This is a genomic window from Rheinheimera sp. (genome assembly GCF_037442345.1).
GTDB lineage: Bacteria > Pseudomonadota > Gammaproteobacteria > Enterobacterales > Alteromonadaceae > Pararheinheimera.
The window spans coordinates 18,965-41,663 of sequence record NZ_JBBIQL010000002.1; the positions used below are offsets into that span (position 1 = coordinate 18,965).

General features: G+C 53.7%; 17 protein-coding genes and 1 riboswitch. Of the genes, 8 read left to right on the top strand and 9 right to left on the bottom strand.

The genetic code is table 11. From position 1 onward, the window contains the following. The first annotated feature begins 68 nt into the window (after positions 1–68). From WKJ04_RS01195 to WKJ04_RS01205, 3 genes are all read left to right on the top strand, one after another. The gene (locus WKJ04_RS01195; protein ID WP_337878747.1) at positions 69–848 is read left to right on the top strand and encodes an alpha/beta hydrolase; all 780 of its coding nucleotides are present in this window, start codon (positions 69–71) and stop codon (positions 846–848) included. Between the two features lie 348 nt (positions 849–1,196). Continuing rightward, positions 1,197–1,628 carry a hypothetical protein gene (locus tag WKJ04_RS01200; RefSeq protein ID WP_337840238.1) on the top strand — a complete coding sequence of 144 codons (432 nt, stop codon included), beginning with the start codon at positions 1,197–1,199 and terminating at the stop codon, positions 1,626–1,628. A gap of 72 nt (positions 1,629–1,700) precedes the next feature. Continuing rightward, complete coding sequence (locus tag WKJ04_RS01205; RefSeq protein WP_337878748.1) at positions 1,701–3,392, top strand: Zn-dependent hydrolase; 1,692 nt, start codon at positions 1,701–1,703, stop codon at positions 3,390–3,392. Positions 3,393–3,449: 57 nt separating this feature from the next. Here the strand turns inward: WKJ04_RS01205 and WKJ04_RS01210 are convergent, their stop codons facing one another. The 3 genes from WKJ04_RS01210 to WKJ04_RS01220 are packed head-to-tail and all read right to left on the bottom strand — an operon-like array spanning position 3,450 to position 8,084. Continuing rightward, positions 3,450–6,296 carry an ATPase gene (locus WKJ04_RS01210; protein WP_337878749.1) on the bottom strand — a complete coding sequence of 949 codons (2,847 nt, stop codon included), beginning with the start codon at positions 6,294–6,296 and terminating at the stop codon, positions 3,450–3,452. Continuing rightward, a complete protein-coding gene (locus WKJ04_RS01215; protein ID WP_337878750.1) occupies positions 6,289–6,840 on the bottom strand; it encodes a hypothetical protein in 552 nt (183 codons plus the stop codon). The genes WKJ04_RS01210 and WKJ04_RS01215 overlap by 8 nt, the downstream gene beginning before the upstream one ends. A 2-nt stretch (positions 6,841–6,842) precedes the next feature. Beyond that, the gene (locus WKJ04_RS01220; protein WP_337878751.1) at positions 6,843–8,084 is read right to left on the bottom strand and encodes a hypothetical protein; all 1,242 of its coding nucleotides are present in this window, start codon (positions 8,082–8,084) and stop codon (positions 6,843–6,845) included. Positions 8,085–8,203: 119 nt separating this feature from the next. Between WKJ04_RS01220 and nhaD the strand changes: the two genes are divergently transcribed. Both nhaD and lysC read left to right on the top strand, forming a co-directional pair. Beyond that, entirely contained in the window at positions 8,204–9,451 is a 1,248-nt protein-coding gene (nhaD, locus tag WKJ04_RS01225; protein WP_337878752.1) for a sodium:proton antiporter NhaD, read from the top strand. 71 nt (positions 9,452–9,522) lie between these two features. After that, positions 9,523–9,695: riboswitch (Lysine riboswitch) on the top strand. Between the two features lie 104 nt (positions 9,696–9,799). Beyond that, positions 9,800–11,146 (top strand): lysine-sensitive aspartokinase 3, encoded by a 1,347-nt coding sequence (lysC, locus tag WKJ04_RS01230; RefSeq protein WP_337878753.1) that lies wholly within the window; start codon positions 9,800–9,802, stop codon positions 11,144–11,146. A 38-nt stretch (positions 11,147–11,184) separates the two neighbouring features. Here the strand turns inward: lysC and WKJ04_RS01235 are convergent, their stop codons facing one another. From WKJ04_RS01235 to WKJ04_RS01260, 6 genes are all read right to left on the bottom strand, one after another. Further along, positions 11,185–12,024 (bottom strand): HDOD domain-containing protein, encoded by an 840-nt coding sequence (locus WKJ04_RS01235; protein WP_337878754.1) that lies wholly within the window; start codon positions 12,022–12,024, stop codon positions 11,185–11,187. 126 nt (positions 12,025–12,150) lie between these two features. Then, positions 12,151–13,908 carry a DEAD/DEAH box helicase gene (locus WKJ04_RS01240; RefSeq protein WP_337878755.1) on the bottom strand — a complete coding sequence of 586 codons (1,758 nt, stop codon included), beginning with the start codon at positions 13,906–13,908 and terminating at the stop codon, positions 12,151–12,153. A 46-nt stretch (positions 13,909–13,954) separates the two neighbouring features. Continuing rightward, the gene (locus WKJ04_RS01245) at positions 13,955–14,206 is read right to left on the bottom strand and encodes a DUF3862 domain-containing protein (protein ID WP_337878756.1); all 252 of its coding nucleotides are present in this window, start codon (positions 14,204–14,206) and stop codon (positions 13,955–13,957) included. A gap of 23 nt (positions 14,207–14,229) precedes the next feature. Next, positions 14,230–15,294 (bottom strand): CsiV family protein, encoded by a 1,065-nt coding sequence (locus tag WKJ04_RS01250; protein ID WP_337878757.1) that lies wholly within the window; start codon positions 15,292–15,294, stop codon positions 14,230–14,232. Beyond that, complete coding sequence (gene mfd, locus WKJ04_RS01255; protein WP_337878758.1) at positions 15,291–18,788, bottom strand: transcription-repair coupling factor; 3,498 nt, start codon at positions 18,786–18,788, stop codon at positions 15,291–15,293. Before mfd ends, WKJ04_RS01250 begins: the two co-directional genes overlap by 4 nt. A gap of 30 nt (positions 18,789–18,818) precedes the next feature. Further along, complete coding sequence (locus WKJ04_RS01260) at positions 18,819–19,427, bottom strand: PilZ domain-containing protein (RefSeq protein WP_337878759.1); 609 nt, start codon at positions 19,425–19,427, stop codon at positions 18,819–18,821. A 103-nt stretch (positions 19,428–19,530) separates the two neighbouring features. Here WKJ04_RS01260 and WKJ04_RS01265 point away from each other — a divergent pair, with 103 nt between their 5' ends. Genes WKJ04_RS01265 through WKJ04_RS01275 form a run of 3 tightly spaced genes read left to right on the top strand, consistent with a single transcriptional unit; the run spans position 19,531 to position 22,661 of the window. Next, positions 19,531–20,754: a lipoprotein-releasing ABC transporter permease subunit gene (locus tag WKJ04_RS01265; RefSeq protein WP_337878760.1), complete on the top strand. Its 1,224-nt coding sequence runs from the start codon at positions 19,531–19,533 to the stop codon at positions 20,752–20,754. Then, entirely contained in the window at positions 20,747–21,430 is a 684-nt protein-coding gene (gene lolD / locus WKJ04_RS01270; RefSeq protein ID WP_337878761.1) for a lipoprotein-releasing ABC transporter ATP-binding protein LolD, read from the top strand. The genes WKJ04_RS01265 and lolD overlap by 8 nt, the downstream gene beginning before the upstream one ends. Next, positions 21,423–22,661, top strand: coding sequence for a lipoprotein-releasing ABC transporter permease subunit (locus WKJ04_RS01275; RefSeq protein WP_337878762.1), 1,239 nt, complete (start codon positions 21,423–21,425; stop codon positions 22,659–22,661). Before lolD ends, WKJ04_RS01275 begins: the two co-directional genes overlap by 8 nt. Positions 22,662–22,699 lie beyond the last annotated feature (38 nt).

A 22,699-nucleotide genomic window follows, 5' to 3' on the forward strand; every position in this document is an offset into this window, starting at 1 on the left:
ATGCAGCATTATATTGTCAAACGGTTGTCACTTGTTGGCCGTACTCTTGGTGAAGAAAGGAGGTGTTTATGCGACTCGTGATTCTGCCGGGGCTCGATGGTTCAGGTTTGCTGTACCGCAAGTTTTGTGCGGCCTTGCCGTCTCATTGGCAAGTGCACTGTTTCAGTTACCCGACTGACTTACTGAGTTATTCACAGCTGGCGGATGTTCTGGAACCGCAATTGCCGGCACCACCTTTTTTACTGCTTGGCGAATCTTTTGGTGGCCCTTTGGCCGTTGAACTGGCCCGGCGTCGTCCAGGACAGGTGTTGGGGCTGGTGCTGTGTTGCACCTTTATTGAAAATCCAATGCCTTGGGCACCCATGCTGTGGCAGTGGTTACGCCGGCTGGAATTCAGTGCGGCCAGACGCAATATCTTGCTGCGTTATCTACTGTGGGGTCATGACAGCCCTGGGCTTCGATTGGAACTGGAGCAGGCCCTGAGTCAGTTGCCTCAGGCCAGTTTTGTTCACAGGGTGGAGCAGGTGCTGGCACTGCAGCGGCCAGAATCAGCCCTCGGTCTGGCGATGCCGGTACTTTACCTGCAGGCACAACAGGATAAACTGGTGTTCCCGCATTGTGCTGTGTCGTTACAGGCGTTGTTACCGCAATTGCAGCTGTGCCGTTTTCACTGCAGTCACTTCTTATTGCAGCAACACCCTGAAGACGCCGCGCAGTTGTTACTGCACTGGTGTGTAAACCATGAGATCAGGGACGCCGCTCCGCCTGGGCCGTCAGCAAAAACAGCATCTTATCCAGGTTCAGTTTTTGATAAGGCATCATCCGTTCAGGTTTCCCCTGCCGGTTGATGGTCAGATGGTCTGTTGCAAAGGTCAGTTCAGCGTTTTGAAGCAGCACTTTATTGCCCTGAAGCCGGTAGCTGCAGTGGGCTAAATCTAAAAAAGATAAAATACGGTTACGCACACTGGTCATTGTCATCACGAGCTCCTGATTAGCGCATTATTCTGTCCCTGCTGTACATCGTCACTCAGTCCGGGAGGAGTTCTCATTCGTTTGCTAAGAGTCTCTGGTTCAGCTTTGGTTCAGTAAAAAACAAAAAAATTCCACTGCGAAACCAGACCCTATTGTGGGCTGGGCTCCGCCGGCAGAACAGGGTATGCTAAGTGCAGACTGTTGCAAACAGAGGCAATTTATCAATGCGTTACTGGTTATTTGTTGTGTTGTTCCTGGTTGCCGGCTGCAGCTCCGGGCCAGAGTTACCCCGCAGCGCCGGTGTGTTTGAAAGTTGTGTCTGGCCTGACGGCAGCAAGCAGTTCAGCTACCGCAAAGGCCGGGTGAAAAACCTGACGCAACGCGAAATCGCCATTCGACTGGACAATGATCGCCGTGCCGCCATGATGGTGGAAAAGCAAATCATGACGCAGGGGGAGCGCAAAGCAGGAACCGGGCCTTTGTATGATGAACTGGCGTTGGTGCTGGAGAAAAACCAGTTCTGCAGTGACGGCTACTTTGAACTGGACAGCCAGTTTGAGGCTGGCTTTGCCCGTATTGTCGCCGAATGCAATGACAGCGCCACAGAAGCGCAGCGCAAGCGGTTGCAGCCTTGTGGTGCCGAACATTCACTTTAAGCCAGAACACCAGAGACTGGGCCGTCTCGGCGGTGCAGGGCTCTGGAACCTACTATTTCCAAGGATCAGACTATGCGTGTGCACCCCCTTTATCTTGGCCTGGTTGGCGCTGGCCTTTTAGGGTTAGCGGCCTGTAAACCCGCTCCTCAGACAGACAGCTCCATTCAGGCTCCGACTGACGCCAGTGTGGCGCAAGCCAAGCCTGAGCTCAACCCGGGTTTTGAATCCAGACTGGGTATTTACCAGCCCGTGCGACTGACCTCGGATTTGAGCACGTTGTCAGCGGCACATAAACAGATGCTGGCGCTGCTGATAGACGCGGCGGCGGTGATGGACGATTTATACTGGCGTCAGGCACTGGGTGAACCAAAGGCCGGCTTTCTGGCCGCCATTCAGGATCCGCAGGTACGGCGCTTTGCCGAAATTAACTACGGTCCCTGGGACAGATTGCAGGGGGATGAAGCCTTCTTAACTGGTTATGCGGCTAAACCCCTGGGGGCGGAGTTTTACCCTGCAGATATGAGTAAAGCTGAGTTTGAAGCTGCTGATTTTGCCGATAAAACCGGTTTGTATTCGCTGATCCGGCGCGATAAAGACGGCAAGCTGACGGCCGTGCCTTATTCTGTGGCCTACAAAGCAGAGCTGGAAAAAGCCGCCGATTTATTAGTGAAAGCCGCTGCGTTGTCAGAAGATGCCGGTTTTGCGGTGTATCTGAAACTGCGTGCTGAAGCTCTGCTGTCCGATCAGTACCAGAAATCTGATTTGGCCTGGATGGAGATGAAGACGAACCCTGTCGATCTGGTGATAGGCCCCATTGAAACTTATGAAGATCAACTGTTTGGTTACCGCGCCGCCTTTGAAGCTTATGTGTTGGTGAAAGATTTGGCCTGGAGTGAGCGTTTAAGCAAATACGCAGCGACTCTGCCTGCATTGCAACAGGGCTTGCCTGTGCCGGATCCGTATAAACAGGAAACACCGGGCTCCGACGCAGACCTCAATGCGTATGACGTGATTTATTACGCCGGTCATTCAAATTCCGGTGGCAAAACCATTGCCATCAACCTGCCCAACGACGAGCAGGTGCAGCTGGCAAAAGGCACCCGGCGTCTGCAGCTGAAAAATGCAATGAAAGCCAAGTTTGACCATATTATGGCGCCTGTAGCGGATTTGCTGATCACGCCGTCACAGCGCAACCTGGTGACTTTTGATGCATTTTTTAACAATGTGATGTTTCATGAAGTGGCGCATGGCCTTGGCATAAAAAATACCATCAATGGCAAAGGCACAGTGCGTCAGAGCCTGAAGGAACACGCTTCGGCTTTGGAGGAAGGCAAAGCCGATATTCTCGGGTTGTATATGATCACCCAACTGGTGGAGCAGGGCCTGCTGACCGATGCCAGACTCGAAGAGTTCTACACCACTTTTATGGCGGGTATTTTCCGCTCCGTGCGTTTTGGCGCCTCCAGTGCCCATGGCAAAGCCAATATGATCTGCTTTAACTACTTCGCTGAGCAGGGCGCTTTTGTCCGCAATGCCGATGGCACTTATCAGGTGGATTTTGCCAGCATGCGCCAGGCGATGACCTCGTTATCGACCTTGATCCTGACGCTGCAGGGCGACGGCAATTATGAAGGGGTCAGCGCCTTACTGAATGATAAAGGGGTGATCCGGCCTGAACTGGCGGCCGATTTACAACGCCTCAGTGGCGCCAGTATTCCGGTGGATCTGGTGTTTGAGCAAGGCAAACAAGTGCTGGGTTTGTGAGGTTATTGCTGTAAAAATGGCGGTCAGGGACCGCCATTTTTTTATGCTGCCGCCCGGTTAAACCGGCTCAGCGACTTCTGCGACGCCGGGGTCCGCAGCTACTGGGGTCGTGGCTATCTTTTCACATAAAATCCAGTCTTTTTCATCCACCCAGTTTTGCGCGCCACCAGCCACAGTGCGGATAGGCACAATGTAGCGGCAGGAGGTTTGGGGTTTGACCGATGCAAAAATAGGCACAAAACCAAAGTTCAGCGCCGTTTCAATCAGTGCCTGCTGGTTGTGTGGGTCGATGTCAGCCGCTTCGTCGATATAAATTGGAATGCGGTATTTGCCGCGTTCCCGTTCGGCCAGCAACTGGCGGATAAACAACATACCACACAGCAGTTTGATGGTGATGCGGGTGCCGTTCGACCCGGCCGAATCAATTTTGTCGAAAAATTCCACTTCGCCTGCGCGGTTAATCACTTTAAAGCGGATATCAAACAGGTCTGACAGTGTCAGGCCTCCTTTTTCGCTGGCGGCCTGGATCAGGTAATCCTTGGCTGACTGAATATCGCGCTCGGAGCTCGTTGCACCCGGTGCCAATAAATCCAGCGTATCGCCTTGCTGATAGGTCTCCGAGGTGGTCAGAATGGTATCGATATGACCGACCAGCACACTGCGGTCGACAATTTCAATTTTGAAATCCTGCAGGTTGGAGATCTGATGGCGCCAGATGCCGCGGTTAAAGCTGTTCATCTCACGGTGCAACCGGTTTAAGTCATCCCGCAAGCCTTTTAAGGTGGCCGCGACTTCGGTCAGGGCGACCCGGGCACGGCGTTCAATGGCTTCACGCTCTTTATCCAGATGGTGATACGCACTGATCAACCGCTGGTACTTCAGCTCTTCGTCGGTCTCGACTTCAAACTTGGTAATACCTGCATTAAAAATATACAGGTAAGTGTTTTTGATATTGACGTCAATCAGCTTCAGCTCATGGCACTGGCGGTTAAAGTCGCGCAGCACATCGGCCAGATTGTCAAAATCCAGCACCACTTCAATAGGGTAAGGTGTGATTTTGCCGGAGTAAAAGTCCAGCTGGAAATCAATCCGCTCTTTTTTCTCCTGTTCAATGCGTTCCAGCTGACGTTTCAGCTGCTCCTGTTTGTTCGACACCAGATTGCGCCGGTCAGACAGGGTGGACGCCTTGTGCTGCACTTCCGCCAGTTGGGTTTGCAGTAATTCTTCTTCCTGCTCCAATTGGTCCAGCATGGCCTGCTGCTCGTCGGCAATCTGCTGCATGTGCTGGTAACGGGCGAATTTCTTTAAGTCTTCTTCGGCTTGCAGCATGTCCTGGTACAAGCGGTCTTTTTCGCGGGTTTTGCCGGCTAAATCGCCGGCCACCGCCAGCTGTTGCTCCAGTGTCTGCAAGGTTTGTTGCAGCGCTTCAATCTGCTCTTTGAGCTGAATTTTATTTTCCAGGCTGTTTTGTTCGACCGGTTGCAGGTGCGACAGGTCAATCACAGCACCGGCCAGATGCAGTTTGCCTTGTTTGAAGCAATCGGCCAGCGCTTCGAGTTGCGACGAAAAGGCGTCTTCGTCGGTAATTTCAATATCACCACCGGCTGCCGTCGACAGTGACAGCAAGTCGGGGTTCAGCACCCGGCTCAGCTGTTGCACCTCGGGCAGGCTCAAATCTTCACGCAGCCTGGAATACAGGTTGTACTCCAGGTTTTTCAGCTGCAGTTTCAGGCTCTGCAATTGCTTTTGGCTCTGGCTTTTCTGGTGCGCCAGCGTGGTGGCATTGACCTGTGATGCGCCTTGCAGGCTGTGGCTCAATTGCTCATAACTCTGGCGGATATTTTTCAGGTTGCTGTCCAGCGTAGCCTGATTGGTCAAGCCAAAGCGTTGGTGCAGCTGATCGTAATCCTGGTACCACTGACTGAGCTGTAAACGGCGGCCAGACAAGTCTTTGATTTGGCTGACGTAAAGCCGCTGACGCTCTTCCAGCTGGGTCTTTTCGCCATGCAGCAACTGCAGCTGTTCATTCAGTTGCAGTTGTTGATCTTCGGCATAACCATGGAATTCAGTCAGAGCGACATCCAGCTTGGGAGCATAAGTGGCTAAACGGCCTTTGAGCACCGAGCGGTTATCCAGCAGGCTTTCCAGCGCGGTGACGGCTTCCTGCTGATTTTCCAGCGCCTTCAGTTCCCGCCTGTCTTTATTGATCTTTTCAAAGGCATTGTGCCAGACCTGGTAAAAATCGACCTTAGGGTCGCCCAGATGGCGGGCAAACACGGGCAACAACAAGCGTTTGACATCCTGGGCCGTTAAGCGGTGCAGGTTCAGAATACGGCGGAAAATGTCTTTATACACAGGTGCGTCACTGACATTGGCCAGCGGGATCATACGCAGGTTAATCCGGCTGTCGTATGGGGTGGCTCCGCCGGTCAGCATGGCGTTCAGTTCAGACTGTTTCAGTTCTATCGGGTCAAAACCCAAAGCGCGTAAATGGTGGTCCAGCTTGCTGTAGCGTACATAGCTTTTGCCGTCCAGGTAATGCGCCAGGTCCAGTTTGCCTTTGTAACAAAAGTACTGAAAAGCATAACCGGCAATTTTACCGCGGCCCGCTACACCAATGACCACAGGGCCATCGGGCAGGCTGGCTTCCAGCAGGATGTAACTCTGGTCGGTACCGAAATAGAATTTGCGGGTTTCATCCAGGTCGTGGCCGTCCCATTCAGTCAGGCGCAAGTCGTTAATCAGCGGGAACTGCAGTGCGTTTATCACCGAACTTTTACCCGTATTGTTCGGCGCGCAGATGGAGGATGAATCATCCAGCGGGATCACACATTTGGCGTAGCCTGCGGTATTCAGCAGCGCCAGTTTGGTTAAACCATACAGCTCTGGTTTGATGTCAGACATCAGCGCTCTCCTCAGTGGCCACAGCGCTGTGTTCCACATCCATTAAAGCATCTAAATAACGGTAAACAGGGGGCAACAGCTTGATATTGTCGCCACTGGTGCGGGCCAGCCCATAACGCAGCATCCGGTTGGCAATTTCACGTTTGATATCAGTCACCGAAAAAATTTCCAGCTGTTCGAATAAATGGTAATGCTGTTGCAGTAACTGGCCCCAGACTTCGGAGCTGACTTCCTGCTCGAACAGCCCACGCAGCGGGTCCTGGCCTTTGTCGGCGTAAAACTCCACCAGCGCATACAAGGCCAATGCAAACAGCCGGGAAATTTTGCCCATGCTGGCGGTAGCGTCATCCACTTCAAAATAGAAAAAGCCGCGGCCGTCACGTTTTAAGCTGTGGCCTAACGCAGAAAACAGCGCTGTGTACGCTTCTTCCTGCTGATCTAGCTCCTGCCACAGCGCAAAATCCTGCTCGCTGATATGGTAGCCGGAGCCTAATTTTTTATGCACCTCAGCCAGTTGGCTGAGCAATTCTAAATCCAGTTGCATCGTTAATGTCCTTCAGGGCTGCTGCGAAAGGGGTGCAGGGTCAGGCGGTAACCCTGCACCTCCAGTTGGCTGGCATCCTGCTGATGTTCCAGCTTCAGGCTGTCGGCACGGGACAGTTCCTGATACAAAAAGAGTAATTCGTCGACCGGCAATTGTGGGTAGCTGTCGGCCAGCCAACGGCTTAAATCCGGCAATTGCTGGATGCTCCTGGCTTTACGCAGCACCTCTTTCACTTCCGGTACCTGCATCAGGCCGGCAGGGGCCGAGTCAACGGCATCCGGCACTTCATACGCATCGTGCTGGTACTGGCACAGTTCAGCCATATAGCTGGTGATTTGATTGGCAGAACCCAAGGAGAATTTTTGTGCGTCCGAACGCAAGCCAGGCACCAAGGGATCCAGGGTGACGTCAATGCCTTTTTTACGCATCTGGCCCAATAAAAAGCTGGCGTTGCGTGAGAGCAGGGTATTGCGGCGCAGTTCATCCCGCAGTGGCATCAAAAGGTCCGCACAGCGGCTTAAGCTTTCCCGGCCCACCTGATTCATTTCCAGCAAGCGGGTACGCAGTTGCAACAGGCTTTCTTTGTCCTGCTGCATCACCCCGGTGATTTCAATCTGCTGGATTTGTTCAGTCAGTTGCAGTTCAATGGCACTGATACTTTGCTGGAACGGGCCGTTAATATCGACCAGCACCAACACAGGCTCAATGTAATCATCAAAAGCGTCCATCACCGCCGCATAACGGCGTGCCAGGCTGAGTTTGCTCTCGTCCGCTTTGGCCCGCTCGACCAACGACAAAATGGCCTGTTCATTCTGGGAAAACTGCTTCAGCACTTCCCGCACCCGATCATCCATAGCCCGGATAAAACGGCGTAATTCGCGGCTGTCGCGTTGACTGGCCGCTTGTGCCATCCGTGCCGATAAGCGGTTCAGTTCCAGCACCCGGCTTTCAATGTCAGTGGCCAGGCCCAATTGCTCTTCATGCAATAAATGCTGGGCAAACTCCAGTATGGTGCTGCTCAGCTCAAGTTGGCTGGATTTCGCCAGCGGGATCAGAATTTCCAGTTGCAACAAGCGTTGGGTTTCTTTAAACACTTGTTCGCTGCTGAAGTTGGGGTTGGCTTTTTGGATCAGATGTTGCACATCCTGCACACTGAAACTGCTGTGCTGACTGCGTTCGACCAGCCATTCAATCAGAGTCCAGTGCTCATCCAGACAGCGGATCAGTTTACGCGGCGCTATCATGGGTCCTTTCTTTCATAAAAAGTTCATTTTGCGACTTAAGTGGTAGTGACTTTGTAAGCGGGCTGTTAGAAAATGCGCGCGCAATTTCCTTCCCTTCAGAAACAAAGCTGGTACTTATCATGTTAAGCGCTGTAATTTTAGGTTTGGTGGCCATCGCCTTTATCCTGATCGTTATAGAGGATATTATCCACGTAAACAAGGCAAAAACGACACTTTTTTTCGGTACTCTGTGTTGGATCCTCGCCTTTATTTTTCCCATGCACGGCAGCACAAGTGCCGAAATATCTGAGCAGCTGAACCATAACTTATTAGAAATAGCCACCTTGTGGCTTTTTTTGATGTCAACTATGACTTTTGTCGCTTATCTGAACAGCAAGGGTTTTATTTCCCAGCTGGTTCAGCGCATTTTACCGGCTGAGCTGTCCGAACGCCGGCTGATGTTTCTGATCGCCATTTTTGCCTTCGTATTTTCTTCATTTGCCGACAACGTCACGGCGACCCTGGTGTCTATTGCGGTCATCAGTTCCATCAAACTGGAAATGAAAAAGCGTATTCAATACGCCACCCTGATTATTTTTGCCGTGAACAGTGGCGGCGTGTCGCTGATCACCGGTGACGTGACCACCCTGATGATTTTCCTCGCCGGTAAAGTCACGATCCCACATTTATTGTTGCTGGTGTTGCCGTCACTCTTTGCGGTCGCCGTGCTGGCGATACTGCTGTCACGCAAGATGAAAGGCCGCATCGTGCTGGAGAAGTCCCCGAAGAAGCTGGAAAAACCCGACATTGTGATTGCCTGCATTTTTGCCGCCACTATCGCATTTACGCTGGTGTTTAACATTCTGTTCCAGATCCCGCCTGTGCTGACCTTTCTGTTTGGCCTTGGCATTATGTTCCTGGCCGCCCAGTATCTGCTGCGCAAAAAGCCAGGAATCAGCATTCTGAATTACATTCGTGAAGTGGAGTTTGACACCCTGCTGTTTTTCCTGGGCGTGTTGCTGCTGGTCGGCATTTTAAAAGAAATTGGTGTGCTAAACGCCATTCCGCAGTTGTACCAGTACCTGGACCCAACCCAGGCCAATTACCTGATGGGCATGACGTCTGCCTTGATTGACAACGTCCCACTAACGGCGGCGTTGCTGAAATCCGGTGTCGAAATGTCACCAGCCCAGTGGCTGATGTTAACCTACGCCACAGGTGTAGGTGGCTCCATTCTGATTATCGGTTCGGCCGCAGGTATTATTGCGATGAGTAAGGTAAAAGAGCTGACTTTCCTGACCTATTTCCGCATGGCCGGTTATCTGCTGGCCTGTTACAGCCTGGGTTATGTTGGGGTCTACCTGGTCGGTACCACAGTGCTTGGTTAAAAAGACGGCTATACGGCTGTTGCTTTTTCCCAGTCAGTTGGGTTAAAGTCTCGGCCGTCCATCGAATCTGATAGACCAGAAGAGGAGCGTTAACCAGGTAGGTGATCTCAGGCTGCTACAAGCCGCAGGGTCACTGAGGGGGATTAACGCCGAGGGGGCACCGGGGTAGCACCAGTGTTTCCGGTTGTTAAGGCTGAATCCTTACGACTGTCACCTGTAGTTAGGGTGGAGAGCTTCTGGCCTTTGTTGGTGTATTCCGGCCGCCACAGCTTTCTGCCTGTTGCTGCGCGTTGTTCTCCATGCAAATGCCATTGCTCTGCCTTATGAATTTGAATAAGGAGAGACTCAATGTCCAATTCACTGATTGTTGCCAAATTTGGCGGAACTTCTGTGGCTGATTTTCCGGCTATGTCGCGTTGTGCCGATATTGTGCTGGCGAACCCGGCTATTCGTTTGGTTGTGGTCAGCGCCAGCTCAGGTGTGACCAACCTGCTGGTGGATATTACCCGCCAGACCGAAGTGGTGGCCCGTTTTGACGCTTATGCAGGCATCGAAAAAATTACCCTGGCTGTGCTGGAGAAACTGCAGCAGCCGCACGCCGTGGCGGCAGAAATTGAAACCTTGCTGGCAGACCTTCGCAACCTGATTGAAACCGGCGGTGCTGTGTACAGCGGCGCGCATAAAGATCTGATCCAGTCCTTTGGGGAGCGGTTAAGTTCGGTGTTATTCGCTCAGGTGCTGCGTGAACGCGGCACCAAAGCCTCTGCTTTTGATGTGCGCCGGGTACTGCGTACCGACAGCCGGTTTGGCAAAGGCGAACCACAAATCAAAGAAATTGCCGCTTTGGCAGAGGTGCATTTAAAACCGCTGCTGGCCGACCAGCTGATTGTAACCCAAGGTTTTATTGGCGCCGATGTGACGGGTCAAACCACGACGTTGGGGCGCGGCGGCTCGGATTACAGCGCGGCTTTGCTGGGCGAAGCGCTGCAGGCCGATATTGTGCAAATCTGGACAGACGTAGTAGGGATATTCACTACCGATCCACGCCTGACCAGCGAAGCCCGTTGTATTCCGGAAATCAGCTTTGATGAAGCGGCAGAAATGGCGACCTTTGGTGCCAAGGTGTTGCATCCGGCGACCTTAATTCCGGCAATGCGCCGCAATATCCGCGTCTTTGTCGGCTCCAGCCGGGAACCGGAAGCCGGTGGCACCTGGATTGCCAGGCAGGTTGAACACAAACCAGCTTACCGTGCCATTGCGCTGCGAAAGTCCCAGACGCTGATCACGGTAAAAAGTCCGGAAATGCTGCATGCGGCAGGTTTCCTGGCCCGGGTCTTTGATATTTTAAGCCGTCATCAGATCTCGGTGGATTTAGTGACGACCTCCGAAATCTCGGTGGCACTGACACTGGATGAAACGCCAGGCAGCGCTTTTAATCAGAATATGGAGCCTGCACTGACTGAACTGCGTAGTTTCTGTGAAGTCACGGTCGAGCAGGGCCTGAGTCTGGTGGCGGTGATTGGCAATCAGCTGCACAGCAGCAAAGGGGTCACTGGGGATTTATTCAGCGCGCTGGAAAAAATTAACATGCGGCTGATTTGCCATGGTGCGTCTCGTCATAACCTGTGTTTCTTAGTGCAGGAAGAGCAGGCCGCCAAAGTGGTGAAAGACTTGCACCAACGGCTGTTTAACTGACAAAGTCAGGGTCAGAGCCTTGGCTCTGACCCTTTCGCTCAGACAAACAGCTGCTTCATATCATGATAGGACGCGACAAACTCTGGAGAGCGGTGGAAGTCGACACCTGTGATCAGGCCACGTTCAACATAAGGTTTTAAGGCAATCCGCGGCTCGGTTTTGTCTTTGCAGTAGCCTTTCTGAATGGCAGCGATACGAATAAAGTCGATGTAACAGACTTTGTCACTGGGCTGCTGGTTATTCCATTTTTCAGCAACGGCCACCAGCTCTTCCGGAAATTCCCATTTGCGCAAAATGCTGCCGCCAATATTGCTGGCCAGATCTTCAATGCAGTGCTCAATAAAAGCTTTGTCACCAAACTGATCCAGGTGTTTTTCGGCTTCGGTCAGAATAGGCAAAGCGCCAATATTGTGAATTAAACCCGCCAGTGTCATGGTATCGAAATTCACCGGGCTGCTTTTCAGGTTGCTGTTGTACAGCTGCATGGCCGCCAAAGCGGTAGCCGCCACTTCCAGTGTGTCATGCCAGACTTTACCCATCAGTCCCTTGATCAGACTGGAATGCGACACAAACAGCTGTTCAACCGCCATGGCGGTGACAATGTTTTTGATGTACCGCAGGCCAATGCGGGTCACGGCCTGATGCAAGGAATTCACATGCACAGAGCGGCCTAAAAAGGCACTGTTGGCGATTTTCATCATACGGGCTGACATGGCCGGGTCATGCGAAATAATATCGGCCATCTGGTTCAGATTCACCTGAGGATCTTCGGCCATTTTGCGAATACGTAAAGCAATTTCCGGCAGGCTGGGCAAAACCAGCGTGTCATTTTGTATTTTTTCAATGAGTAAACTGAGTAAGGCGTTTTCGTTTGACATAACCTGCAACCCTATAAGCAAAAACTGGTGTGATTTGAATATCTTGCAATAGCTTTATTTTTTGGTGTACTGGCTGATTATGGGCGAAATCCGGGGGCTTTGCCCAGAGGGCAGGTTAAATTTTTTTCAGTTTCTATCAATTTCAGGTGCTGGTTGGGTCAGTTGGAATAGTTTGTCGCGAATACGCCAGAAACGGCCTTCTTTGCGCGCAATCAGTGCCGCAGGCGGTGCCAGCCGGTGTTGCTCTTTCAGTACTGCGGTCACTGTGCTGGCGTTAAAGGGCCTGTGTCTGTCGGTCAGATGAGCGGGGACGAACTGTTGCAGAAATTTTTGTTTTTGTGTTTTTGTCTGCAAGGGCCAGAACTCAGTCAGTTCAGTGCCATCAGCGGACAAGTAGCTGACTTTCAGGCTGATTTTGTTATCTTTTTGATGACTGCTGAGTTGCATCCGAGCCACATAGAGTACCAATGCGTCTTTTAACGCCAGGGCTTCTTTCAGTTTTTTGTCCGGGTCCACCAGTACCAGGCCACAGTCAGCGCACTGGCGGGCAGCACTATCATTTTCGCCACCACAGTCCGGACAAAATTTGCATTTAAAGCGATACCCACAGACTTCTGGTTCACCCTGTTCACCGGGCTGATAACCCTGACAGCGACGGCCATAATGTTCAAGGACAATGCCGCGTTCATCGGTTTTTCCCCAGAAGCTGTTAAAAAAGCCACAAAGCGGGCAGGGTACGGTCACCAGCTCTGCTGCAGGATCGGGTCTGAGTTCGCCTATATCCGGTTGCTCCAGATCAAAACGGTTGCCAGCGTAATCCAGCACCAGACAGTCTTGTTTCCCCGGGCTTAGCCTCAGACCCCTGCCAACGATTTGTTGATACAAGGTGACGGATTCTGTCGGGCGTAAAATTGCGATCAGGTCAACATGGGGGGCATCAAAACCTGTGGTCAGCACCGCCACATTGACCAGGTACTTCAGCTGTTGTTGTTTAAATTGCTGCAGCAGCAGATCGCGCTCAGCCTGTGGAGTAGACCCCAGAATGAGTGCACTTTGCCCGGCCGGCAAATAGGACTGAATTTCCTGTGCATGACGGGTGGTGGCCGCAAACACCATCACACCGCGGCGTTTTTGTGCCTGTTGCATGACCTGAGCAATAATTTGTGGTGTCGCACGCTGTTGTTGCGAAATGCGCAAATCCAGATCCTGCTCTTTAAAATAACCTGAGCTGCCCGGGGTCAGTCCCTGAAAGTCGTAACAAAGCACTGGAGCATCCAGCAGCACCGCCGGAGTCAGGTACCCTTCTGTCAGCAAGTGGCGAATAGGCAAATCAAAAATGCAGTATTTAAAAAAACGTGGGTCCGTGGTGCGCACCATGCCTCTGGTGTGGTACTGATAAATCCAGCCACTGCCAAGCCGGTATGGGGTCGCAGTTAAACCCAGCACCCGCAGCTGTGGGTTTTGTTGCTGCAAAGCACGGATCACTTTCAGGTAGCTGCTGTTGTCATCGTCACTGACGCGGTGGCACTCATCGATGACCACTAAACTGTACTGCTCTGTGAAGTCCTGCAAATTGCGGCTGACCGACTGAATGGATGCAAACACCACTTTGCTGGCTGTTTCTTTGCGGTTCAGGCTGGCGGAATAAATCGCGGCCTCCAGCCCATAATGACAGAATTTGGCATGGTTTTGCTCGACCAATTCTTTGACATGGGCAAGCACCAGCACACGGCCCTTCGCAAGCCGGGCCAGCTCGGCAATCACCAGACTTTTACCGGCCCCAGTGGGCAAAACCAACAGGGCCGGCTCTGCGTTACGGCGAAAATGCACCAAGACGGCCTGCACCGCCTGTTGCTGGTAATCTCTCAGTAGTGGGGGACTCATGAACTACACACAGTGGCTCTGGCGGGACTGGCCCGCCTGCACGCTGTTATTGGATACCTTCGTTCGCGAAGATGGTGGCGCGGTCAGCAATAAAGGCGATTTTGATGTTTTTCTTCTCGTCACCCCAACGGCAGTTTTTGGTGCCAATGGCTTCTTCACAATGGTCAGCTTTACCCAGAATGGCCGACACTTCGTCGTAACTCATACCGGCTTTGACTTTGTTGTAATTGTCCTGAGTTAACTTACTGCAGGCTGTGGCTGCCAACACAACAGCCAGCGCCAGAAGTAGATTTTTCATAACAGATTCCTTGTGTTATTGCGTCAGTTTGTTGCCACTGCAGTGGCTGGATCATAACGTTTCACCTGAATAATTACCCCCAAACGTGGGTGATCCAGGTAATTCAGCTGACCTAAGGTTAACCGCGCCTGTTGTTTAATTTCGACCTGAGCCGGCAGTGCGTCACTAGCTTGGCGCAAGTAAAAGCTGCCGTCAAACAGAATAAAACGGCCAGCCCTGAAACTGATCAGACTGTCCAGCTGCCAGGGGCTATGCCATTGCTGCATTGCGCTTTGGCCCTGCTCCAGCGCCTGTAACTGCTGTTGCACCTGCTGCATCAGTTGTGGCGCTTCAGTGGCGCTGGTTTCTGCAGAGGCCGGGGCGTAAAACTGACCGGCATACCAGTGGCTGCGTTGACGGCTGCTGCTCAGAGGCTGGCGCCAGGCGGTATGCAGCAGCAGTTGTTTGCTGGCGTCCTGTTTCAGCTGCCAGGCCAGATCCTTTAAGCTGAATTGCTCCTGGCTCAGCAGGTAAGGGCTGTCCTGATGGCTGCCTGTGCCCGCAATCTCCGCCGGGATTTGCGCAGGGGCTGGCAATTGCAAGCCAAGCTCGCTGCTGTTCAGTGGCCGGCTCAGTAACTGACCTTCGTTTGTCCATTGCTCCATCTGGCAATTTTGTGGGTTAAACTGCTCAGCCGACACAGCGGCTTCAGCCACCGGCATCTGCGGTGCCGGGTTATCCACTGCAGGTTCTGGCACAGCAGGCTGTGCTGGCGCTGGTGATAACAACTGTTGCAGAGCCTGCAGCTGTTCGGCTGAAATGGGCGGCAGGCTGGCCTGAGCCCCTTCGGTGCTGATGGCATTGCCTGATGTTGCCGCGACACAGGCCGGGATAGCCCGGATCAGATCCGCCACTCTGGGCTGGTACAAAGGGGCAATTAAGTCCAGCGCCTTGCCCGGCACCAAAGGCCGCTCTGGCGCTTTAAACTGTTCTTTCAGGCCTGCGTCCGGCTGGCGGCTGAACACCAGCATCTCAATTTCATACCAGTTGGCCAGGGCTGAGGGTGCACTGACCAGGCTGGCCAGAACCAGCAATAACCGACGTTTCATGACACTCCTGTTTGATGCGCATGCAGCTCGGACAGCAGCTGACTGACAAAAGAAAATCTGCTGTCGGCGTTAGTTAATTCTTTGATAAATTTCAGCTTATTACCGCCTTCCAGCTTAAAGACTTTGGATTGAGTCTGAATAAGCTGAATAATAAAAGACGGGTTCACACTGGTGCGTTCGCCGAATTCTAGCACACCCCCTTTGGGGTTGGCTTCCAGTCGTTTGACGCCAATAGCCGCAGCCTGCAGTTTTAACTCAGTGATTTTCACCAGATTTTTTGCTGCGTCCGGCAATAAGCCAAAACGGTCAATCAGTTCGACCTGCACATCATCCAGCTCCAGGCTGTCTTTGCAGCTGGCCAGACGTTTGTAAAAGGACAGGCGCAGATTCACATCCGGAATATAGTCGTTGGGCAACAGCGCCGGCAGTTTCAGGTCCAGTTCGGTCTGTTGTTGCAGCAGTGCGTCCAGACTGGGTTCTTTACCTTGTTTTAACGCGTCCACCGCCTGTTCCAGCATTTCCATATAGAGGCTGAACCCGACAGATTCAATCTGACCACTTTGTTCATCGCCCAGCAGCTCACCGGCGCCACGAATTTCCAGATCATGGGTGGCCAGGGCAAAACCTGCCCCTAAGTCTTCCAGTGCCGAAATGGCGTCCAACCGTTTTTCCGCATCTTTGCTCAGACGTTTCGGGGGCGGCGTCAGCAAATAGGCATAAGCCTGGTGGTGCGAACGACCCACACGGCCACGCAACTGGTGCAGCTGCGCCAGGCCAAAATTGTCGGCCCTGTTGATAATAATGGTGTTGGCGGTCGGCACGTCGATACCGGTTTCGATAATGGTGGAGCAGAGCAGCAGGTTAAAACGCTGATGGTAAAAATCGGCCATCACCTGTTCCAGTTCCCGTTCGCGCATCTGGCCGTGCGCAATGCCAATCAGCGCCTCTGGCAACAGTTCGGTTAAATCGGCCGCCATTTTTTCAATGCTGGCCACGTCATTGTGCAGGAAATACACCTGACCACCGCGGCTGATTTCCCGCAGCACGGCTTCGCGCACCAGGCCGGTTTCAAACTCGCGGACAAAGGTTTTCACCGCCAGCCGTTTGGCCGGTGGGGTGGCGATAATGGACAAATCACGCATACCGGACAGCGACATATTCAGCGTGCGCGGAATAGGGGTGGCCGTCAGCGTCAGAATGTCGATATTGGCGCGCAGCGCTTTGATTTTGTCTTTTTGCCGCACCCCAAAGCGGTGTTCTTCGTCGACAATCAACAGGCCCAAATCGCTGAAACGGATATCGTCCTGCAACAATTTATGGGTGCCAATCAGAATATCCACTTTGCCAGCCGCCAAATCGGCCAGAATGGCGTTTTGCTCTTTGGTACTGACAAAACGTGACAGCACTTCCACCCGCACCGGCCAGTTGGCAAAACGGTCGCGGAAATTTTCATAGTGCTGCTGCGCCAGCAGGGTGGTGGGCACTAAAACCGCCACTTGTTTATTGTCGTTGACGGCGACAAAAGCGGCGCGCATCGCCACTTCGGTTTTACCAAAACCCACATCGCCGCAGACCAGCCGGTCCATGGCGCGTGCGGCTTGCATATCGGCCAGCACATGGCTGATGGCGTCCAGCTGATCGACAGTTTCTTCATAAGGGAAACCGTCGGCAAACACCTCGTATTGGCTGGCATCAAGCCGGAAACCATAACCTGTCTGGGCGGCACGTTTGGCGTACACATCCAACAATTCGGCCGCCACGTCCCGTACTTTTTCGGCCGCTTTTCGGCGGGCTTTTTCCCACTGATCCGTCCCGAGTTTATTCAGCGGTGCCTGCTCCTGATCGGCGCCGGTGTAGCGGCTGATCAGGTGCAAAGACGACACTGGCACATACAACTTGCTGCCACCGGCGTATTCGATGGTGACAAATTCGGCACTGATACCGCCAGCGTCCAGCACCTGCAGGCCCTGGTAACGGCCCACCCCATGTTGCAGATGCACCACGGGCTGACCCACAGACAGTTCGGCCAGGTTCCGGATAATGGTGTCGCTGGAGATCTGCTGGCTGCGTTTGCGGCGGCGTTTTTGTGCCACTTTCTGGCCAAAGAGTTCGTTTTCACTGATCAGCGCCAAAGGGGCTTTGCCACTGAACAGGCAGCCTTGCTCCAAAGCACCGACCACAATGGCGAGATCGCTGTCTCCGGTTAAAAAGTCGGTCAGACTCTGGCATGGCTGTAACCGAATTTGTTGTTTGCTGAACAGCTGCAACAGGCTTTCGCGGCGGCCGTCGGATTCCACCAAAAACAAGGCGCGGCCTTGTTGCTGTTTGAGCTTCAGCACAAACTGCTGCAGTTTTTCCAATGGGTTTTTCAGCTGATGGTCAACCGCCAGATCCGGCAGCGTCAGCACGGCCGCATTGGCCTGACCTGGACGCTGAGGCAGTTCAGCGCGCGACAGGCGCAGGCGGGGGTAGTGTTTCATCCGGCCAAAAAATTCATCTCTGGCCAGATACAGTTCCAGCGGTTTGAGCAGAGGTTTCAGCAGGTCAATGGCTTTGTCCTCGTAACGGCGCTGCAAATCCTGGCTGAAACGTTCAGTGGCGGCGTCCAGATCGCCGACCTGCACCAGCTCAGTATGGGCCGGCAGGTAGTCGAACAGGCTGCTGCACTGCTCGGCAAAGAGCGGCAGGTAATACTCAATACCGGCCGTCATCAGGCCCTGGCTGACCTGCATATAAAGCGATTCTTTTTCGCTACGGGCCGGAAAACGCTCGCGGTACCGGATGCGAAACCGCTCAATGGCGGCTTTATCCTGCGGGAATTCGTGGGCCGGCAACAAGGCCACTTTGTCGACTTGCTGCACTGTGCGCTGATTGTCCGGGTCGAATAAGCGGATGCCGTCAATTTCATCGTCAAAAAAGTCGATGCGGTAAGGCTGCGAACTGCCCATCGGAAATAAATCCAGCAAGGAGCCACGCACGGAAAATTCGCCATGCTCCATCACCTGGTCCACAGCACGGTAGCCGACGGCGGCCAGTTGGGCGCGCAAGGAGGTTAAATCCAGCCGCTGGCCTTTTTCCAGCCACAGGCTGTGCTGCTGCAGCCAGTCCGGCTGGTTCAGCCGCAACATGGCGGTGCTGACCGGCACCAGCACCAGACCGGTTTTCAGTTGTGGCAAACGGTACAGGGTTTGAATACGCTGCGAAATAATGTCCTGATGCGGCGAAAACACATCGTAAGGCAAGGTTTCCCAGTCCGGAAATACCTGCAACAAGGCTGGGTTTTGCAGCAGTTCGTCCTGCAAAAACACCTGCAGTTCCTGTTCCAGCCGCAGTGCGGTCGGCGTATCGGGCACCAGCACCAGGTACAACCCCGGCTGGCGTTGCACTAAATCGGCCAGCGCAAAAGGCAAAGCGGCGCCTTGCAGCTGGCCCCATTGTTTCAGATCCTTGGCACCGGCAGGCAAAGGCAGAGAGTGAAAATAAGTCATGGTCATTCAGGTTCGTTAACAACACAAAAGGGTGGATCAGCTGTCCGGCTGAGACTGCTGTGCCTGACGCGCTTCGGCTTTACGTTTGAGCTGCCGGCTTTGTTCGTGCAGGCTGGCCCGCACCACCAGGTCGCGGTCATCCTCACGGATCCGGCGGAATAACAGACGGGCTAAATACCCATGCTCAGCGGCTTCGCAGTCAATCAGTTCGGCCAGGGCAAACACGGCCCCCTCGTTATGATCGAGAAAAAGTTTCAGTTCATACAACTGACCGACCTCAGCGGGTTGATCCAGGTGCACCCGCACGCCAGAACCGCCAAAACTGAAGGTGCGAAAACGCAGACTGGCGTCGTCCTGATTGCGCAGCACATAGTGCATCAGTGCGTCAATTTTGCGGGTTTGCAGTTGCAGGTAACTGAGCAGTTCGGGTTGCAGGTCTTTGATCGCCGTTAAGGCTCTGCTGCTGGAACTGTTCAGCGCCGACAATTCGCTGGTCATTTTAAAGGCGTCTGGCAGCAACTGATAAAAGCCGTCCTCATCCGGCAAGTCGGCATGAAAAGGCTGTAAATTGACCGAAACGGTCTGCTCGACCTGGAAATAATCGTTAAATTCTTCAAGACGTTGAGTAGAACTTGGCTGCAGCATAGGGATCCTCAAGTTGCAAGCTTGTAACCTTAACGGATTCTCACTATTATCGCAGCAATTTCTTGCCCGGCCCACCGCAGCTTCTGTCAGAACCTGGGGCTCAGTGAAAAAGTGGGGTGCTGTGAAAAACCTGTTGTTACCGCTGTTTGCCCGCATCGGCCTGCGTTACAGCCAAAGCCGGCGTGGCCGGGGCTTCTTATCTTTTATCACCTTATTTTCTGTGACCGGTATTTTTCTCGGCGTATTGGCGCTGACTGTGGTCAGTTCGGTGATGAATGGCTTTGAAGCCGACCTGAAAAAACGAATTCTCGGCGTGATCCCGCATTTGTTGGTCAGCACTGAGCAGCCGGATCTGGCCGCCAGACTGCCTGAACAATTTCACCAGATTACGCAAGTAACCCCGCATTTGCAGCTGGAAGCCTTAGCGCAGAGCCCGGGTGAGCTGACGCCGCTGCTGCTGCAAGGCATTGAACCTGCCGCCATTCCGGATTTTTTAGCCGGCTCTTTGCTTACCGGTGACTGGCAACAGCTGGCGGACCGGCCTTATTCGGTGATGCTGGGGGTAGGGCTGGCCGACCAGCTGAACGTGGGGCCTGGCCAGCAAATCCGGCTGATCCTGGCGCAGGGCGGCAGTTTTACCCCTATGGGCTGGATGCCACGCCAGCGTTTGTTTACTGTGGTTGGCCTGCTCAGTACAGGCTCAGAGCTGGATAACAGTCTGGCCCTGGTGCATTTGCCTGATTTAAAGAAACTCAGTGCAGGACAGATCCAAAGCAGCCAGTGGCGGCTCAGTTTGCAGGAGCCTTTTGACGCTCCGGCGCTGGAGCCCAGAATAGCGGCGTTGCCGGGCGTCAGTGCCGTGACCGACTGGCGCGACAGCCACGGCAAACTCTTTGCCGCAGTGGCGATGGAAAAATCCATGATGTGGCTGATGTTGCTGCTGATCGTTGCCGTGGCGGCTTTTAATATTGTGTCGGCGCTGGTGATGATGGTGACCGAAAAACAACGCGAAGTGGCGATCCTCAAAACTCAGGGCATGACAGACCGGCAGTTGTTTTTAGTCTTTGCGGTGCAGGGCCTGAACAATGGTGTGCTTGGCACCTTGGCCGGGGCTGTGGCCGGTGTGCTGTTGACCTGGCAACTGAACCCGATATTGTCAATGCTCGGAGTGCAGGTGATAGCCGGCGTGGTGTTACCTACAGATATTCAGCCACTGCAAATTTTGACCATAGTACTGGCGGCTTTGGGCTTAACAGCGCTGGCGGTGATTTACCCGGCCTGGCGTGCGGTACGGGTGCAACCTGCGGAAGTATTACGAGATGAATAAAGTGTTAGTGGCCCGTGGCCTCAGTAAAAGTTACCGGGACGGCCAGCAGGAAACCCAAGTGCTGCATGGCATTGATTTGACGGTGTCTGCCGGTGAAATGCTGGCGATAGTCGGCAGCTCCGGGTCGGGCAAAAGTACCTTGTTGCATATTCTGGGCACGCTGGATTTGCCGGATCAGGGCGAACTGAGTTTGCTTGGCAAGTCTGTCGCCAGCCTGAGCGCAGACGCCAAGGCCCGGCTGCGTAACCAGCATCTGGGCTTTATTTACCAGTTCCACCACCTGCTGATGGACTTTACCGCACTGGAAAACGTGATGATGCCGTTGCTGATTGGCAAAGTGGCTGAGTCTGAAGCCCGCCGACGCGCCCTGCGTTTGCTGGAGAAAGTGGGGTTGTCGCACCGGGTGGAGCACAGGCCGGCTGAACTCAGTGGCGGTGAACGTCAGCGGGTGGCCATTGCCCGGGCCTTAGTTGGTGAGCCGGCCCTGGTGCTGGCCGATGAGCCGACAGGCAACCTGGATCATCAGACTGCGGAGCAGATTTATCAGCTGCTGCGCCAGTTAAACCAGGAACTGTCCACCAGTTTTATTGTGGTGACCCATGACCGCAGCCTGGCCGCCCGGCTGGATAAACAGTACTGGATGCAGGATGGCCGTTTAGGGGCGAGCCATGGCTAGTTTGTCCTGGCAACTGGCGCAGCGTTACCGCAAAAGCCGTAACAGCAATGCTTTTATCCGTTTTATTGCCGCCTCGTCCACCTTAGGTATTGGCCTGGGGGTGGCGATTCTGATCCTGGCCTTGTCGGTAATGAATGGCTTTGAGCAGGCGCTGCGTACTCAACTGCTGGCCGTGATCCCCCATATCGAACTGCATGCGGTGGATCAACCAATCCAGCGCTGGCAGGACAAATTACCGCTGTTGGCCGCACAACCTGGTGTAGAAGCGGGGGCCCCATATATTAAAACGAATACCTTGTTGCGCAGCGGTGCCAAGGTCAAAGCGGCCAGTCTGCGGGGCATTGAACTGGAGCAGGAACAAAGGGTCAGCGAACTGAAGCGCTTTGTCAAAGCCGGCTCGTTGCAGACTTTGGATGCGCATCACATCCTGTTGGGGCAAGGCGTGGCGGCAGAGCTGGGGGTGGTGGTCGGGGATGAAGTGCAGCTGATGTTGCCGCAGTTAAGCCGTGACGGACAGCTTGCCAGCCATAAACATGTCAGCCTGACTGTGTCTGCCATTATCGGCATGGGGGGGCAGATGGACTACCAGCAAAGCTGGGTACAGCTGGACGCGCTGGCCGGCTGGCTGAACTACCCTCAGGGCACAGTGCAGGGCCTGGCCTTTAAAGTGCAGGACGTGTTTGCTGCGCCCCGGCTGGCCCGGCAGCTCGGCAGTCAGCTGAAAGATTACGTCTATATCCGCGATTGGGTGATCAGCCAGGGGCATTTGTACAACGACATCCAGATGGTGCGCAGTATTTTGTACCTGGTGCTGGTGCTGGTGCTGGCGGTGGCCTGTTTTAATATTGTTGCCACCCTGGTGATGGCGGTGCGGGAAAAACAAAGTGATATTGCCATTCTGCTGACCATGGGCATGCCACGCCGGGCTGTGGTGAAAGCCTTTATGTGGTTGGGCTGGCTGAATGGCCTGGTTGGTACTCTGGTGGGCGCTGCCATAGGTTTGCTGCTGGCCTGGCAAATTGAAGCCTTGTTCCGTGCTGTCACTGCCCTGACGGGGTTTCAGCTGCTCGACCCGAGCATTTATTTTGTCGATTATGTGCCCTCACAAATTGAACCGGCGCAGGTGCTGCTGACGGTGGGCGTGGCTTTAGTGCTGAGCCTGCTGGCCACTTTATATCCGGCTTTTCAGGCCAGCAAAGTGCAGCCTGCCGTGGTGCTTGGCCGCAGTTAACCATTTTGTGTTGCTGTCGCTGAGCGGCTTGATGCCGG